This window comes from Curtobacterium sp. PhB128, from assembly GCF_004340725.1.
Taxonomy (GTDB): domain Bacteria; phylum Actinomycetota; class Actinomycetes; order Actinomycetales; family Microbacteriaceae; genus Curtobacterium.
This window is the reverse complement of record NZ_SLUR01000004.1, coordinates 61,066-76,484: the sequence shown is the minus strand read 5'-3', so window position 1 is coordinate 76,484 and position 15,419 is coordinate 61,066. Positions and strand designations below refer to the sequence as shown.

The following is a 15,419-nucleotide window of genomic DNA, read 5'->3' as shown; positions in this document are numbered from 1 at the left end:
CTGGCTCCCCGCTGCCGTTACATTCGCATCAGCCCCACTGCAGCGGCCGGCGTCACCCCGACGCCCCGCCGCCGGTGAACGTCTCCCGGCTCCCTGCACACGCCACCCCGCGCCGCGGGGTGTTCGTCGTACCCGCTGCAGCTTCCCCGCACCTTCCCTGCTCCACCCGTCCAGGAGGTCCCCGACCGATGTCGTCCCCCGCACCGTCCCGAACGCGTCTCTCCCGCCCCGCGCTCCTCGCCGCCGCACTCTCCGGCGTGCTGTTCCTGTCCGCCTGCTCGGCCACCTCGACCGCGTCGACGACCTCCGGCGACGACACCGCCGGGGTCGAGCACGCCACGAGCCAGATCAAGGCGGCCAGCGTCGACCCCGAGTTCACCTTCGAGGGCGAGCCCTTCGACATGTCGGGGATCGCCGGCAAGACGATCTTCAACATCCCGAACTCGTCCGCCGTCCCCTTCATCACCGCGGTCGACGAGGCCGGCGAGAAGGTCGCCGAGCAGTACGGCGCGAAGTGGATCGAGTACACGAACCAGGGCACGCCCACCGAGCACTCCGCCGGCATCGACCAGGCGATCAGCCGCGGCGCCGACATCATCGTGCTGGCGCAGGGCGTCAACGGTGAGCTCATCGTCCCGGCACTGAAGCGTGCGAAGGCCGCGGGGATCCCCGTGCTGATCAGCCACACCTACCAGACCGGCGAGGCGCTGCCGGACCAGCTGCAGGACCTCGTCGCCGCGCAGGTGACCGCCCCGTTCCACGAGGCCGCGAAGCTCAACGCCGACTGGGCCATCAAGGAGACGAAGGGCCAGGGCGACGTCCTGATCATCACGTCCTCCGAGGTCCCCCCGTCCGACGGCATCGTCAAGGCGATGCAGGACGAGTTCGAGGCGCAGTGCGACGGCTGCAGCGTCAAGGTGACGAACGTGCCGGTCGCCGACTGGGCGACGAAGATCTCGTCGACCGTGCAGTCCGCCGTGCAGTCCAACCCGAACCTCGACTACGTGCTGCCGGTCTACGACTCGATGACCCTCTACGTCGAGGCCGGCGTGACCGCGGCGGGCAAGACCGGCCAGGTGTTCACCTCGTCGTACAACGGCACCCCCGCCGTGCTGAAGATCCTGCAGGACGGCAGCGTCCTCACGATGGACATCGGCGAGAACATGGAGTGGCTCGCGTACGCCACGCTCGACCAGGCCGGCCGCGTCCTGACCGACACCCCGATCATCGAGGACGGTGACGAGAAGACCCCGCTCAAGGTCTTCACGAAGGACAACGTCGACGAGACCGGCACCCCGCCGGCGCCGAGCAAGGGCTACGGCGACGCGTACAAGACCGGGTACGAGGCCATCTGGGGCGCGGCCGAGTGACCGCCGTGCCGGTGCTGCGGATCAGCGGACTCACGAAGCGCTTCGGCGGACTGACCGCACTCGACGACGTCGACCTCGAGGTCCTGCCGGGCCAGGTCCACGCGCTCCTCGGCGAGAACGGCTCCGGCAAGTCGACCCTCATCAAGATCCTGTCCGGCACCTACGCGCCGGAGCCGGGAGCGACGATCGAGGTCCGTGGCGCCCGACTGCCACTGCCGGTGCCGCCCGGGTACTTCCGCCGCGTCGGGATCAGCTTCGTCCACCAGGACCTCGCGCTCGTCCCGTCCCTGGGCGTGACCGAGAACCTGCGGCTCGCGACCGTCGTGGCCGGCCGGGGCCCCTTCGTCCGCTGGGGCGCCGAGCACCGCGCCGCCGCCGAGCTGTTCGCGCGGTACGGGGTCGACATCGACCCCCGCGCACGGATCGACGAGCTCTCCGACACCCAGAAGGCGCTCGTCGCGATCCTGCGGGCCGTCGCCGAACTCGGTGACGACCGCGCGCTCATCGTGCTCGACGAACCGACGGTGTTCCTGCCCAAGGAGGACGCCGACCTGCTGTTCCGGGTCGTCAAGGACCTGGTGGCGGACGGCCGCACGTCGGCACTGCTGGTGTCGCACGACATGTCGGAGGTCCTCGAGCACGCCGACCGGGTCACCGTCCTGCGGGCCGGCCGGGTCCAGGCGCACCGTGACACCGCCACGACGACGGCCGACGAACTCGTCGCGCTCATCGTCGGACGCGGGCTCGACGGCGCCGCCGCCAGGACCCCTCGGCCGGCGACCACCGGTGACGCCGTCGTGGCGGTCCGCGACCTCCGGGTCGGTGTCGTCGACGGCCTGTCGTTCGACGTCGCCGACGGCGAGGTCGTCGGCATCACGGGCCTCGCCGGCTCTGGAGTCGAGGACGTGCTGCCCGGCCTGTACGGCGCACGACCCGCGACCGGATCGCTCACCGTGCGGGACGACGGGGTGCAGGCCGCCCCGATCGACCTGACCCGGGTGTCGCCCGGTTCCTCCATCGCCCGCCGTGTCGTGTACGTCCCCGCCGACCGCAAGCGCGAGGGCGGGGCGCTCACCCTGTCCGTCGAGCAGAACGTCACGCTCCCCGTCCTCGGGAAGCTCCGAGGACTGCTCGGCCTCTCCCCCGCACGGGAACGGTCGCACGTCGCGGGACTCGTCCGCGACTACGACGTCCGACCCGCCGACCCGTCCGCCCTGTTCGGCACGCTGTCCGGCGGCAACCAGCAGAAGGCCGTCCTGGCGAAGTGGATGCAGGACGACCCCCGGCTCGTGCTCCTGCAGGAACCGACCCAGGGCATCGACGTCGGCGCCCGCGCGGCGATCTTCTCGATGCTCCGCCGGACTGCGGAGCAGGGCGTCGCCATCGTCTGCGCGTCCACCGACTACGACCAGCTCGCGCAACTGTGCGACCGCGTCGTCGTCCTCGCCCACGGCCGCGTGCACGACGTGCTGACCGACGAGCGCGTCGACCGCGACGTCATCGCGGCCGCCGTCGTGGCGAGCCTCGTCGACGCGGCCCAACCCGATGCTCCGTCCGCCGCTGCTCCGTCCCCTGCTGCTGTTCCCTCCCTCGTCAAGGAGAACGCCTGATGTCCACCACCGCCGACCCCGTCCTCGAGACCTCGATCGTCCGTCCGACCCGCCCGCGCTTCTCGTGGGGGCACACCGAGCGGTACGCCCTGCTCGGTGCCTGGCTCGTCATCGTCATCGCGTTCAGCATCGCGCTGCCCGACACCTACCCGACCCTCGGCAACCTGCAGAACATCCTCGGGTCCCAGTCGGTGCTGCTCATCCTGGCGCTCGGGTTCCTCTTCCCGCTGACCGCGGGCGAGTTCGACCTGTCCGGCGCCTCCACGATGTCGCTCTCCGCCATGACCATCGCCGTGCTCAACGCGAAGATGGACGTCCCGCTCGTGCCCGCGATCGCCGCCGGTCTCGTCATCGGCGTCGTGGTGGGGCTCGTCAACGGCCTGCTCACCGTCGGGTTCCGCATCGACTCGTTCATCGTCACGCTGGGCACCTCGACGTTCATGATCGGGATCATCCAGTGGATGAGCGCCTCGTCGTCGGTGACCGGCATCGACCCCGCGCTCGTGCAGGCCACGGTCGGGTGGCGCGGACTCGCCGGGCTGCCGCTGGCGTTCGTGTACGGCCTGATCGCCACCGTCGTCGTCCTGGTCGTGCTGAGCGCCACCCCGGTCGGCCGACGGCTGCTGTTCGTCGGCACCGGTCGCACCGTCGCCGAACTGTCCGGTCTGAACGTGCGACGCCTCCGGGTCGGTGCGTTCGTCGGCGCCGGCCTCACCGCCGCGGTCGCCGGGGTCGTCTACGCCGGCACGCTCGGCGGCGCGGACCCGTCGAGCGGACAGTCGTTCCTGCTCCCCGCGTTCGCCGCCTGCTACCTCGGCGCGACCGCCATCATCCCGGGCCGGTTCAACGCGATCGGCACCTTCATCGCCGTGTACTTCCTGTTCTCCGGGGTCGTCGGCCTGCAGATGCTCGGCGCCGACAACTTCGTGCAGCAGCTGTTCTACGGCGGCGCCCTGATCGTCGCCGTCGCCGTGTCGCAGACCATCCGGCGCCACTCCGTCGCGACCGCCGCCAAGGCCGCCGCGAAGCGTTCCTGACCCACCTCGTCCTCCCCCTCCCTGCTCGACACCCACCACAGAAAGCGAGTCCCCCATGGACATCGGAGTCTTCATCCCGATCGGCAGCAACGGCTGGCTCATCTCCACCACGTCGCCCCAGTACAAGCCGTCCTTCGACCTGAACCTCGAGATCGTGCAGAAGGCCGAGGCGTACGGCTTCGACTTCGCGCTGTCGATGATCAAGCTGCACGGGTACGGCGGCCCGAGCGGGTTCTGGGACGAGAACCTCGAGTCGTTCACGCTGATGGCCGGTCTCGCCGCCCGCACCGAGCGGATCCGCCTGTTCGCCACCACCGCGGTCCTGACGATCCCCCCGGCGATCGCAGCGCGCATGGCGGCGACGGTCGACTCGATCTCGCACGGTCGCTTCGGTCTGAACCTCGTCGCGGGGTGGCAGAAGGCCGAGTACGACCAGATGGGTCTGTGGCCCGGCGACGACGTGCACTTCAAGCGCCGCTACGCCTACCAGACCGAGTACATGCAGGTCATGAAGGAGCTGTGGGAGCACGGCGAGTCCGACTTCAAGGGCGACTACTTCACGATGAACGACTGCAAGATGCTGCCGAAGCCGACCGGACACATCCCGATCGTCTCGGCCGGGCAGTCGTCGCAGGGCATGGCGTTCGCCGCCCAGTACTCCGACTACAACTTCTCGATGGGCGTCGGCGTGAACACCCCGACCGCCTACGCCGACCAGAACAAGGCCCTCATCGAGGCGCGGGCGAAGACCGGTCGCGACGTCGGCTCGTACGTGCTGTTCATGATCATCGCCGACGAGACCGAGGAGGCCGCCCAGGCCAAGTGGGCGCTCTACAACGACGGCGTCGACGTCGAGGCGATCTCGTGGATGACGGGCCAGGCGCTCACCGACACCGAGGGTGAGGAGGGCAACACCGCCAAGCGGATCTCCCTGCCCGAGGGCGCCGTGAACATGAACATGGGCACGCTGGTCGGCTCGTACGAGCAGGTCGCTGCGATGCTCGACCAGGCCGCCGTCGTCGAGGGCACGAAGGGCATCATGGTCGTGTTCGACGACTTCCTGCAGGGCATGGACGACTTCGGCACCCGCATCCAGCCGCTGATGCGCACCCGCGAGGGCGTGGAGTCCGTTGCTCCGAGCGCGGTCACCGCATGAGCGCCGCAGGGAGCCGACCGGTCATCGAGGTCGCGGTCGTGCAGGCCGGACAGACCCCGGCCGACGGCGACGTCGCGCTCGACGAGCTCATCGCCCTGTTCGAACAGGCGGCCGAGGGCGCCGACCTCGTCGTGTTCCCCGAGCTCTGCACCACGCCCTACTTCTGCGGCGTGGTCAACGACAGCCGCAAGGCCTGGGCGCAGCCCGTCCCCGGCCCCGCAACCGCACGGTTCGCAGCGGCGGCGAAGCGTCTGGGCACCGCCGTCGCCTTCGGCCTGTACGAGGACGCGGGCGACGCGCAGTACAACAGCGCCGTGCTCATCGACGCCGACGGCACGCTCGTGCACGGCACCGACGTGCACGGCGAGCAGGTGGCGTCGTACCGCAAGACCTCGATCCCGACCAACGCGATCTCCGACGTCGACGAGAAGCACTACTTCGCCGCCGGCTCCGGACCGGTCGTGTTCGACGCGCTCGGCACCCGCTTCGGGATGCTCATCTGCTACGACCGGAGCTTCCCGGAGTACTGGCTCGCATCGCGGGCCGCCGGTGCCGAGGTGATGCTCGTGCTCGTGTCGTCGATGGGCTTCCGCGAGACCCTGTTCACCCAGGAACTCCAGGTCCGCGCGCTCGAGACGCAGACGTGGATCGTCGCCCCGAACCGCGGTGGCGAGGAGACCGTCGACGGCAAGACCGTGAGCTACTTCGGTCGGTCGTCGGTCGTCTCACCGCGGGGCGACCTGGTCGTCTCGGCACCGGCCCACCAGACGGGGCCGATCATCCGGGCCACCGTCGACGTCGGCGAGGTCGCCGCGGCACGCCACGACTTCCCGCTCGGGCGCGACCGCCAGCCCGGGGTGTTCCGGTACCTCGCCGACGCCCACGCACCGGCGGCGGTCCCCGCGTGACGGACGTCGCCGCCGTGGTCCGCGGCACCATCGCCCCGCAGCTCGGCCGGGCGCTGGCCGCCAGCCGCGCGAACCCGTTGCCGGCCGCCCCGTCGGCGCTGCGCGCGGAACCGGCACACAGTGCGCAGCTGTTCGGTCGGCTCCTGGGCGCAGCGATCGAGGCGGCCCCGGCCGTGGCGGCGACACCGGGCACGGGCGCCGACACGACCCCGGCCCGGCCCGCAGACGCGCCGTCGGCGTCCCGGCCCGCAGACGCACCCTCGGCGTCCCGCCCCGCCGCCGACCCCGCCGCCGCCTCGCTCGTCGAGCTCCTCGACGCCTACCGGTCCGGCACCACCACCCCGTCCGCCGTCCTGGCCGCACTCGCCCCGCACTGGACGAGCGACGACGTCTGGTCGGACGCGGTCCTGCGCCTGGTGGACGGAGCCGAGGCAGCCGCCGCCGATTCCACCCGCCGCTGGGCGGACGACGAGGCCCGGCCGCTCGAGGGCATCCCGTTCGCCGTGAAGGACATCATCGACGTCGCGGGGACGATCGTCACGAGCGGCTCGCTCCAGACCGGCGACCGTGTGGCCCCGGCCGATGCGACCGTCGTGGCCCGACTCCGTGCAGCCGGCGCGATCCCCGTGTTCACGGCGGCCACGACGGAGTTCGCCTGCGGGGGGCCGCACAACGCCCGCTACGGTGCCGTGCGGAACCCCTGGGACCCCGAGCGCTGGACCGGTGGCTCGTCGACCGGGTCGGGTTCGGCGCTCGCCGCCCGGATCGTCCCGTTGGCGCTCGGATCGGACACCGGCGGGTCGATCCGCGTGCCGTCCGCACTCTGCGGCACCACCGGGATCAAGCCGACCTACGGCCTCGTGCCGCGCACCGGGGTCGCGAGCCTGTCGTGGACCCTCGACCACGTCGGGCCGATGGCCCGCTCCGCCGAGGACCTCGCGCTCGCCCTGGCGGTCATCGCCGGGTCCGACGGCGAGGACCCGACGACGTTCACCGCCGTCCCGCTCATCGAGGCGGCACCGGAACGGGTCGAGGGGCTCCGCATCGGGGTGCCGCGCGGCTGGTTCACCGAACGCGTCGACACCGCGGTGCTCGACGCCCACGCCGCCGCGACCGAGCAGTTCCGCGACCTCGGGGCGACCCTCGTGCCGATCGAGTTCGACGACCTCGAGTCGATCGACGCGGAGTGCTGGACGGTCTTCTACGGCGAACTCGCCGCGAACCAGGAGGCCAACGCCGCCACGGCCGACCTGTTCGACGCCGGGACCCGAGCGCGCTTCGACGTGTCGTTCCTGCCGACCGCCGCGGACTACCTCCGGGCGCTCCGCCGCCGCCCGCTCGTGCAGGCCGCGATGGTCGCCCGGATGGACGAGGCCGGCGTGGACGTGGTGCTCACCCCCGGCATCGGGGCCACCGCCCCGCGACTCGACGACCTGACCATGTCCGTCGACGGCGAGCAGTTCAACCTGCACGACGTCATCCCCCGGAACACCCGCCTGTTCGACTACGTGGGGTTCCCGGCACTGATGATGCCGGCGGGTACCGCGCCCGACGGTCTGCCCGTCGGCGTGCAGCTCGTCGCGCGGCCGTGGGACGACCGCCTGGTGCTGTCCGCGGCCGCCGCCTTCCAGCGGGTCACGACGCACCACCGCCTGGTGCCGCCGTCGTCCGCCGTGCGAGGGCTGACCGATCAGTAGCCGCACCATCGACGAGGGCGCCGCCCGACGACGCGCTTGGCAGGTGCTCTGCGCCTCGAGCCTGAGCGTCGTCCTCGTCTTCATCTCCTCGAGCGCCCTGCTCGTCGCACTCCCCGACGTCAGCCGCGACCTCGACGCCAGCGCGGTGCAGTCCAGCTGGGTGCTCCTCAGCTACATGCTCACCACGACCACCCTGATCCTGGTCTTCGGACGGATCGCCGACCTCGTCGGTCGGCGCCGCCTGTACATCGCCGGCATCCTCGTCTTCCTGCTCGCCTCGCTCGCATGCGGGTTCGCCCCGGACGCCGCGGTCCTTCTCGGCGCCCGGCTCGTGCAGGGCGTGGGTGCGGCGGCCATCGTCACGAACACGACCGCACTGCTCACCGACGTCTTCCCGGAGTCGATCCTGTCGCTCGGCCTCGGCCTGAACGCCACCGTCGCCGCGGTGGGGCAGGTCATCGGCCCGGTCGTGGGCGGGCTGGTCGCCGAGTCCTTCGGGTGGCGCTGGATCTTCCTCGCCGGCGTGCCGATCTCGCTCGCCGGACTCGTCTGGTCGCTCCGGTTGATCCCGCACAGCACCCGCCCCCGTTCCGGCGAGCGCCTCGACGTACCGGGAGCGATCCTGTCGGTCGCGGCCGTCGGTCTGCTCGTCGGTGCCGTCTCGATGGGCGGCTCGATCGGCTGGTCGGCCGTGCCCGTCGTGGCGATGGCCTCGGGCGCGGTCGTGCTCGGCGGCGTGTTCGTGTGGACCCAGCGCCGGGTCGCGCATCCCCTGGTCGACCCGGCGATCTTCCGCGACCGCGCCACCATCACCCTGTTCTCCGCAGCCGGGCTCTGCGCCCTGTCCAGCTACGCACTGGTGCTGCTGGCGTCCCTGTCGTTCCAGGCCGTCGACGGCAAGGACGCCGTCGAGGCCGCCCTCTGGGTGCTCCCGACCCCGATCGGCACGACCGTCGCCGCCGTGACCGCGGGGTTCCTCGCCCGTCGCGTGGCCGCCAGGACCCTGTCGACCATCGGCATGCTCCTCATCGCCCTCGGCGCCGCGGTGCTCGCGGTCTCCCTCGCCGACGGCAGCGCCTACGTCGTCACCGCCACCGGTCTCGGCGCGGTCGGGGTCGGGTCGGGCGTGTTCATGACGCCGAGCACGTCCGCACTGATGACCCGGGTCCCGGAACACCGACGCGGCATCGCCAACGCCATCCGCTCCGCCCTGCAGAACGCCGGCTTCCTGTTCTCGACGGCCCTCGGACTCGCGATCGCGACGGGCGGCCTGTCCGCCTCCCAGGCGGCAGCCGCCTACGACGGCAGCCTCCTCGGCCTGCCGGCCGGCGACGTCCAGGCGTTCGTCGACGGCGTCCGCGCCGCAGCGCTCACCTTCGCCGGCTGCGCGGCTCTCGGTGCACTCATCGTCGCGTTCGGTCCGTTCGGACCACCCGACCGGGAGGCACCACTCCGGCCCGACAGGTCGGGTCCGGTCCCCGAGCCGGGGGCGTCCACGTGACCGTCCCCACCCTGGCAACGACCACCCACGACGGAAGCAGGACGCCATGACCGACGACCACCAGGACTACGCGGCGGCCGGGTTCACCGGCGCGCTGCAGCCCGGACGACGCGCTGCGCTCGTCGTCGTCGACCCGGTCCGCGCCTACGTCGACCCCGACTGCGGGCTCTACGCCGGGGTCGAGGAACCCGTCGAGCGGATGCGGGAGCTCACGACCGCTGCCCGCGCCGCCGGGGTGCACGTGGCGATCACCACCATGGCGCTGTCCGCCGACGGGTCGAACGCCGGGGTGTTCTTCCGCAAGGTGCCGGCACTCGCCGCGTACCTGCCGGGAGCGTCCACGGGGGCGTTCGTCGACGGGCTCGAGCCCCAGGACGGGGACACCCTGGTGCCCAAGCAGTACCCGAGTGCGTTCTTCGGCACCTCGCTGGCCGCCGACCTCGTCGCCCGCGGTGTGGACACCCTGTTCATCGCGGGGCTGTCGACGAGCGGGTGCATCCGCGCGACCGCCACGGACGCCATGCAGCACGGGTTCGTCCCGATCGTCGTGCGCGAGGCGGTGGGCGACCGGTTGCCGAGCGTGCACGAGGCGAACCTGTTCGACATCGCCGCCAAGATCGGCGAGGTCTGGAGCATGGACCGGGTCCTCGAGCACTGGGACGCGGCATGAGCCCCGCGACGAGCACGGTGACGAGCACCGCGGCGCCGGCCCGGGGTCGGCCTCGGAGTGCCGCCGTCGGCGAGGCCGTCTACACGGCGTGCGTCGAGATCCTGGCCGAGGGCGACCCGCGCGCGTTCACGATCCGGGCCGTCGCCGACGCGGCCGGGGTCGGGGCGGCGACGATCTACCGGCGGTGGTCGAGCAAGGAGGTGCTGCTCACCGAGACCGTCATCCGGTTGATGGAGGAGCACATCCCCACGATCCAGGACGCCCCGATCGCCGAGGGGGTCCTCGGGCTCACCCGGGGGTGGGTGCACGCCCTGGTCGCGACGCCGGTCGGCCGCGCACTCCCGCTCATCGTGGAGACCGCGTCGCACGAGCCGCGCGTCGCCGAGGCCGTCACCGAGTGGCACCTGGACCGGCGGCTGCGGGTGAACGCGATGCTGCAGCGCGCGATGGACGCCGGCGACCTGCGCCCGGACGTCGACCTCGGCATCGCCGTCGACCTGCTCGGCGGACCGACGTTCTACCGACGCGTGTTCGTCTCGCTCGACATCCAGGCGCCCGACTACCCGGTGCGCCTGGCCCGGGAGTTCCTGCGGTGGGCCGGCTGGACCGGCGACGTCTCGACGGTGGGGGTGGCCTCGTGACCGGGATCGTGCCGGAGGAGTTCGCCCCGACCGCGGCCTGGACCGACATGGGCGTCGGGACGACCCCGTCGGCGCCGGGGCACTGGATCGGGTTCAACCGACGCTCCGACGCGGCGCGCCAGGTGTCCGACCTGATCCGGGCCGACATCGTCGCCGGCCGGTTCACCGGCCCGCTGCCCTACGAGTGGGAGCTGCTCGACCTGTACGGCACGACCAGGAACGTCCTGCGGGCTGCGCTGACGTTGCTCAAGGAACAGCGGCTGCTCACCCGTGCACCACGATCCGGCACGTTCGGTGTCCGGCCCGTCGCCTCGGTGAGCCTGGCCCGCACGTCCGACGAGGTCACGATCTACGGCGAGACAGCCGGGGGCAGCGTGTTCGAGTCGCCACGGCTCAGCATCGTGCACCTGTGCGTGCAGCAGGTGACCGCGCCGGAGACCGTCCGGCGCAACCTGCAGATGACCGGCAGCAGCGCCTTCTTCGTCGAGAGCCTCATCTCGTTCGACGGCGAACCGAGCCGGGTCCGGACGAGCTGGGTGCCGCACGAGCGCTTCCCCGATCTGGTCGCCGAACCGCTCACCGAGTACGTGCCGGACGTGCTGGTCCGGAAGGCCGGTGCGCGTCCGGAGGCTCGGCGGCTGCTGCTGAGCACCGTGAACGCCGACCAGTGGACGGCCGACCTGCTGGACATCGACCCCGGGCAGGCGATCTTCCACATCGAACGGCTGATGTGCCTGGCGGACGGGACGCCCGTCGAGTACGGGTTCTCGCGGTACCGCGGCGACCGGGCGGTGATCGACTCGCGGATCCTCTGACGCCGGCGCGGCTCCGCGTCCTACAGCAGGCCAAAGACCGCCTGCGCGCCGAGGCTCGTGCCCGCCACGAGCACCCAGAGCGCGATGCCGAGCAGCATCGGACGGAACCCGGCACGTCGCAGCGCTGCGAAGTCCGTCGAGCAGCCGATCGCCGCGAGCGCCACCGTGATGAGGAACGACGCCGCGGTCGAGAATCCCGGAGCAGCGTCAGCCGGCAGCACCCCGACAGTCCGGAGCAGCACCACCACCAGGAACCCGATCAGGAACCACGGGACCAACCGGAACACACGGAACCCGCTGCGCGACCCTGTGTCGGGCGCGAGCTGCTCGCGGGAGGCGCGTCGGGCCTCCAGTCCGGCCAGCCCGATGACGATCGGGATGATCATCAGGGTCCGCACCAGCTTCACGACGACCGCCGTGTCGGTCGCCTGGCGACCGTAGACCGTCGCGGTGGCGACGACGGACGACGTGTCGTTCACCGCAGTGCCCGCGAACACGCCGAAGGCGTGCTGGCTGAGGCCGAGGGCGTGGCCGAGCAGGGGGAAGGCGAACACCGCGGCGATGTTGCAGAGGAAGATCGTCGACATCGCGTAGGCGACGTCCGCGCTGACCGCACCGATGACGGGCGTGACGGCCGCGATCGCGGACGCACCGCAGATCCCGGTCCCCACGCCGATCAGGGTGCGGAGGGCGCTCGACACCCGCAGCAGACGGCCGATCCCCCAGGCGGCACCGAGGCACACCACGAGGGTCGTCAGCATGACCGGCAGGGTCTCGCCGCCGATGCGCAGGACCTCGCCGATCGACAGCTGCGCGCCGAGCAGGACCACCGCGAACTGCAGCACACGACTCGACGAGAACTTCACGCCGGGAGCGAGCACGGCGAGGGTGCCGCCGGTGCGCCGACGGACGAGCCAACCGAGCACCGCGCCGATCAGGACGGCGGGGACGGGTCCGCCCACGACCGGGACGACCGATCCGATCAGGGTCGCGACGAGGCCGATCGCGACGGCGACGGCGACACCGGGTGCGGTGGTGCGGGCGAACTGCATGGGAACAGCATCTCGTGCTCGCGGCCGTCGTGCGGTCCAGCCGGGCAGGATGGTGCGGTGGAGTACTCGGGCGAGCGGTGGGTGCAGCGGCTGCGCGACGGCGAGATGCCGAAGCGGTGGCCGTTCCTGGTCGGCCTCACGATCGTCACGGTGGCCGGCGGGATCGGGGTGTACTTCTCGGCGACCCACCTCGACGGCATCCTGCACTCGGACGCCCGACGCCCCTTCGCCGTGCCGTTGTTCTCGGTGCTGCTGCTCGGGTTCGGGCCCGTGGCCGCGGTGCTGTCCTGGCTGCGCGGGCGGCGCGACCGCGTGGTGCTGGACCGGATCCGCCGGAACGGGACCACAACGCGCTTCCACCTGCCCGTCCTCCGCTCGGGCCCGTACGCCGCCGACGACTTCCCGGACCCGAGGCCGGAGCTGTGGACGGTCGACGCGGCGGGTCTCCACGCGTGGTCACCCGAGCGCGACGATCCCGTGTTCGACCTGGTGTGGGACGACGTCAGGACGATCGAGCTGGCCTCGACGGACGTCCGCGGACAACGCACCGACACCGGGATCTGGATCGTCACCGAGGCGGTGGGTCGGTTCGTGCTGCTGCCGCGCGCAGTCATCGGGCGGCCGTTCGGCGCGAGCGTGACGAAGATCCACATCCTGATGCAGGTGCTCCGGTCGCTGCGGCGCGAGTTCGATCCGCGCCACGACACCGGGCGCTCCGGTCGAGCCCCGGCCGATCGATGACGACACCCGACGAGCAGTGGGTGCAGCGGCTGCGTGACGGCGAGATGCCGAAGCGGGGGCCGGTCCTGCTCGTGGCCGCGGTGACGACGGCCGCGGGGCTCGGCGTGCTCGTCGCCGAGTTCGCGTCGCCGGATTTCCTGCGCGGTCTCGACAGCGCCCGCACACAGGCCAACTTCGTCCTGTGGCCGCTGTTCGTCGCCGGGTTCGGCCTGCTGCTGGCGGTGGTGACCTGGAGCGCCGGTCGGACCGATCGCCGCACCCTGGCACGGATCCGGGAACGCCACACGCCCCGGTTCCACCTGCCGGTCTCCGCGTCGGGGTTTCGGGCAACCGACGACCTGCCGGGCCCCCGACCCGAGATCTGGACCGTCGACGCGTCCGGTCTGCACGCGTGGGCGCCGTCGCGGGCGGAGCCGGTGTTCGACCTGCCCTGGACCCACATCCGGAAGTTCTCCGTGGCCACGAAGGACGCACGCGGACAACGGGTCGACTTCGGCGTCTGGATCAGCACGACGGTCGGCGAGGACGTCGTGGTGGAGCCACGACCAGCGCTCGGACGCGGGTTCGAGGGCGGCCCGGACAAACTCGCGACGATCGTTCGGGTCCTCCGCGCACTGCAGCGCGAGCTCGGCGGTCGGGGTGCTGCCGCCGATCAGCCCTGAGCGGGCGGGACCTCGCCGGTCATGTCGACGCGCTCGGTGCCGTCGTTCCAGATGTACGTCGCGGTGGTGCGACCGGAGGCGTCAGCGTTCGCCTCGTTCTCCTTCGCGTACGTGTAGGTGACCTTGATCGAGGCGTCGGCCAATCGTTCGACGACCGGCTCGAACGCGTACTGCTCGGAGGTCGCGGTGCCGAGGTACCGGCCCTGGTGGAAGAGCAGGATCGCGTACGGCGACCCGGCGGTGCCGAACTCGGGCGCGACGACGGACCAGGACAGGGAGGCGCAGGCGTCGTAGCCGGTGTAGTCGGCGTTCGCGGCGTCCCACTTGGTGTCCTCGAGGCCGGCGGGTGACGGCAGCGCAGCGATCCCCGCTGCTGCTGCCTCGGAGCCGGTCGCGGGACCACAGGTCGGGGTGGGCGTCGGTGTCTGGCTCGGCGTGCTCGTCGACGTCGGGGTGGCTGCCGTGTCCGTCGGCGCCGCGGTCACGGTCTCGGTGACGGTCGGGGTCGCGTCGCCACCGTCCCCGCCACCGGAGCAGCCGGTCAGCAGGGCGACCACGGCCGCGCCGGTCATGAACAGAGCAGTCTTCGAGGTGCGCACCACTCCACGGTGCACCGACCGAGGTGTCGGCGCTCGCATCGTTACCGGCCCGTAGTCTGCTGGCATGCGGGGAGAGGGCATCGGGGCGTCGGTGGGGACGGTCGACGTCATGGGCGACGTGCTCCCCGGCCCGCACGGACCGGTCCCGATCCGGCGCTACCGACCGCAGGACCCGGCAGCCGCTCCGACCCTGGTCTGGCTGCACGGGGGCGGGTTCTTCCGGGGCGACCTGGACCTGCCCGAGTCGGACGCCGTGGCCCGGGCACTCAGCGCCCGCGGCATCCCGGTGGTCACCGTTGACTACCGCCTCGGCCCGCTGCCCGGCATGCCCTGGATCGGGCGGACGGGTCCACGAGCACGCCGACGTGCACCGCATGCGCGCGACGAGGTCGTGGCGGTGCTCCGCTCCCTCGCAGAGGAGGGTCCGGCCGGGCTGGTGCTCGGTGGCGCGAGCGCTGGAGCGTGCCTCGCCGCCACCGCGATCCCTCACGGACCCGCGCTGGCCGGCACCGTGCTCGTGTACGGGTTCTTCCACGCGCGGATCCCCCGCGACCCAGCGGTGCAGCGTCTCGTGCGCGGGCACCGGCGGATCACGCACGCTCCGCTGTTGCTCGACGCCGCGAACCGCACCTACGCCGGGCCGCTCGGCGCCGGAGCGTTCCCGGCACCGGAGGACCTCAGCACGTTCCCGCGCGCCCTGATGCTCGACGCCGAGCGGGACACGATGCGCGCATCCGGCGACCGGTTCGCACGGCAACTCGGTGCCGCGGGGGTCGATCTCGAACGTCACGTCCTGCCCGACAGCCGGCACGCCTTCCTCAACCGACCGGACAGCATCGACTTCGCGGCTGCCGTCGACCTGATCGCTTCGTGGATGGTCCGTCGGCCCGTCTGAACGTTCGAGCGTGTGCGACCGTCGGACATTCCGGTGACGCCACGACGAACCGGACGTATTCTGCT

General features: G+C 71.9%; 15 protein-coding genes. 13 read left to right on the top strand and 2 right to left on the bottom strand.

Going from position 1 to position 15,419, the window contains the following annotated elements; translation table 11 throughout:
* The first annotated feature begins 188 nt into the window (after nt 1-188).
* Genes EDF23_RS08525 through EDF23_RS08480 form a run of 10 tightly spaced genes read left to right on the top strand, consistent with a single transcriptional unit; the run spans nt 189 to nt 11,405 of the window.
* Nucleotides 189-1,370, top strand: coding sequence for a sugar ABC transporter substrate-binding protein (locus EDF23_RS08525; RefSeq protein WP_131921419.1), 1,182 nt, complete (start codon nt 189-191; stop codon nt 1,368-1,370).
* Nucleotides 1,367-2,980: a sugar ABC transporter ATP-binding protein gene (locus EDF23_RS08520; protein WP_243648863.1), complete on the top strand. Its 1,614-nt coding sequence runs from the start codon at nt 1,367-1,369 to the stop codon at nt 2,978-2,980. The genes EDF23_RS08525 and EDF23_RS08520 overlap by 4 nt, the downstream gene beginning before the upstream one ends.
* Nucleotides 2,980-4,017, top strand: coding sequence for an ABC transporter permease (locus EDF23_RS08515; RefSeq protein WP_123341179.1), 1,038 nt, complete (start codon nt 2,980-2,982; stop codon nt 4,015-4,017). Before EDF23_RS08520 ends, EDF23_RS08515 begins: the two co-directional genes overlap by 1 nt.
* Nucleotides 4,018-4,072: 55 nt before the next feature.
* Nucleotides 4,073-5,173, top strand: a complete 1,101-nt coding sequence (gene rutA / locus EDF23_RS08510; RefSeq protein ID WP_131921418.1) for a pyrimidine utilization protein A — start codon at nt 4,073-4,075, stop codon at nt 5,171-5,173.
* A complete protein-coding gene (locus EDF23_RS08505; RefSeq protein WP_131921417.1) occupies nt 5,170-6,081 on the top strand; it encodes a carbon-nitrogen hydrolase family protein in 912 nt (303 codons plus the stop codon). The genes rutA and EDF23_RS08505 overlap by 4 nt, the downstream gene beginning before the upstream one ends.
* Nucleotides 6,078-7,778: an amidase gene (locus EDF23_RS08500; RefSeq protein ID WP_131921416.1), complete on the top strand. Its 1,701-nt coding sequence runs from the start codon at nt 6,078-6,080 to the stop codon at nt 7,776-7,778. The genes EDF23_RS08505 and EDF23_RS08500 overlap by 4 nt, the downstream gene beginning before the upstream one ends.
* Before the next feature lie 43 nt (nt 7,779-7,821).
* Nucleotides 7,822-9,279 carry an MFS transporter gene (locus EDF23_RS08495; RefSeq protein WP_165901065.1) on the top strand — a complete coding sequence of 486 codons (1,458 nt, stop codon included), beginning with the start codon at nt 7,822-7,824 and terminating at the stop codon, nt 9,277-9,279.
* A 46-nt stretch (nt 9,280-9,325) separates the two neighbouring features.
* On the top strand, nt 9,326-9,949 hold the full coding sequence (locus EDF23_RS08490; RefSeq protein ID WP_131846591.1) for an isochorismatase family protein: 624 nt from the start codon (nt 9,326-9,328) through the stop codon (nt 9,947-9,949).
* Nucleotides 9,946-10,590, top strand: coding sequence for a TetR-like C-terminal domain-containing protein (locus EDF23_RS08485; RefSeq protein WP_131921414.1), 645 nt, complete (start codon nt 9,946-9,948; stop codon nt 10,588-10,590). Before EDF23_RS08490 ends, EDF23_RS08485 begins: the two co-directional genes overlap by 4 nt.
* The gene (locus tag EDF23_RS08480; protein ID WP_131921413.1) at nt 10,587-11,405 is read left to right on the top strand and encodes a GntR family transcriptional regulator; all 819 of its coding nucleotides are present in this window, start codon (nt 10,587-10,589) and stop codon (nt 11,403-11,405) included. The genes EDF23_RS08485 and EDF23_RS08480 overlap by 4 nt, the downstream gene beginning before the upstream one ends.
* Nucleotides 11,406-11,425: 20 nt before the next feature.
* Here EDF23_RS08480 and EDF23_RS08475 read toward each other — a convergent pair whose 3' ends face one another.
* Nucleotides 11,426-12,457, bottom strand: a complete 1,032-nt coding sequence (locus tag EDF23_RS08475; protein ID WP_131921412.1) for a putative sulfate exporter family transporter — start codon at nt 12,455-12,457, stop codon at nt 11,426-11,428.
* Between the two features lie 57 nt (nt 12,458-12,514).
* Between EDF23_RS08475 and EDF23_RS08470 the strand changes: the two genes are divergently transcribed.
* Complete coding sequence (locus EDF23_RS08470) at nt 12,515-13,198, top strand: hypothetical protein (protein ID WP_131921411.1); 684 nt, start codon at nt 12,515-12,517, stop codon at nt 13,196-13,198.
* Nucleotides 13,195-13,860 carry a hypothetical protein gene (locus EDF23_RS08465; RefSeq protein ID WP_123291741.1) on the top strand — a complete coding sequence of 222 codons (666 nt, stop codon included), beginning with the start codon at nt 13,195-13,197 and terminating at the stop codon, nt 13,858-13,860. Before EDF23_RS08470 ends, EDF23_RS08465 begins: the two co-directional genes overlap by 4 nt.
* Here the strand turns inward: EDF23_RS08465 and EDF23_RS08460 are convergent.
* Nucleotides 13,851-14,459 (bottom strand): LppP/LprE family lipoprotein, encoded by a 609-nt coding sequence (locus EDF23_RS08460; RefSeq protein WP_165901064.1) that lies wholly within the window; start codon nt 14,457-14,459, stop codon nt 13,851-13,853. The genes EDF23_RS08465 and EDF23_RS08460 overlap by 10 nt on opposite strands.
* A 64-nt stretch (nt 14,460-14,523) precedes the next feature.
* Between EDF23_RS08460 and EDF23_RS08455 the strand changes: the two genes are divergently transcribed.
* On the top strand, nt 14,524-15,354 hold the full coding sequence (locus tag EDF23_RS08455; protein ID WP_131921409.1) for an alpha/beta hydrolase fold domain-containing protein: 831 nt from the start codon (nt 14,524-14,526) through the stop codon (nt 15,352-15,354).
* Nucleotides 15,355-15,419: the final 65 nt, after the last annotated feature.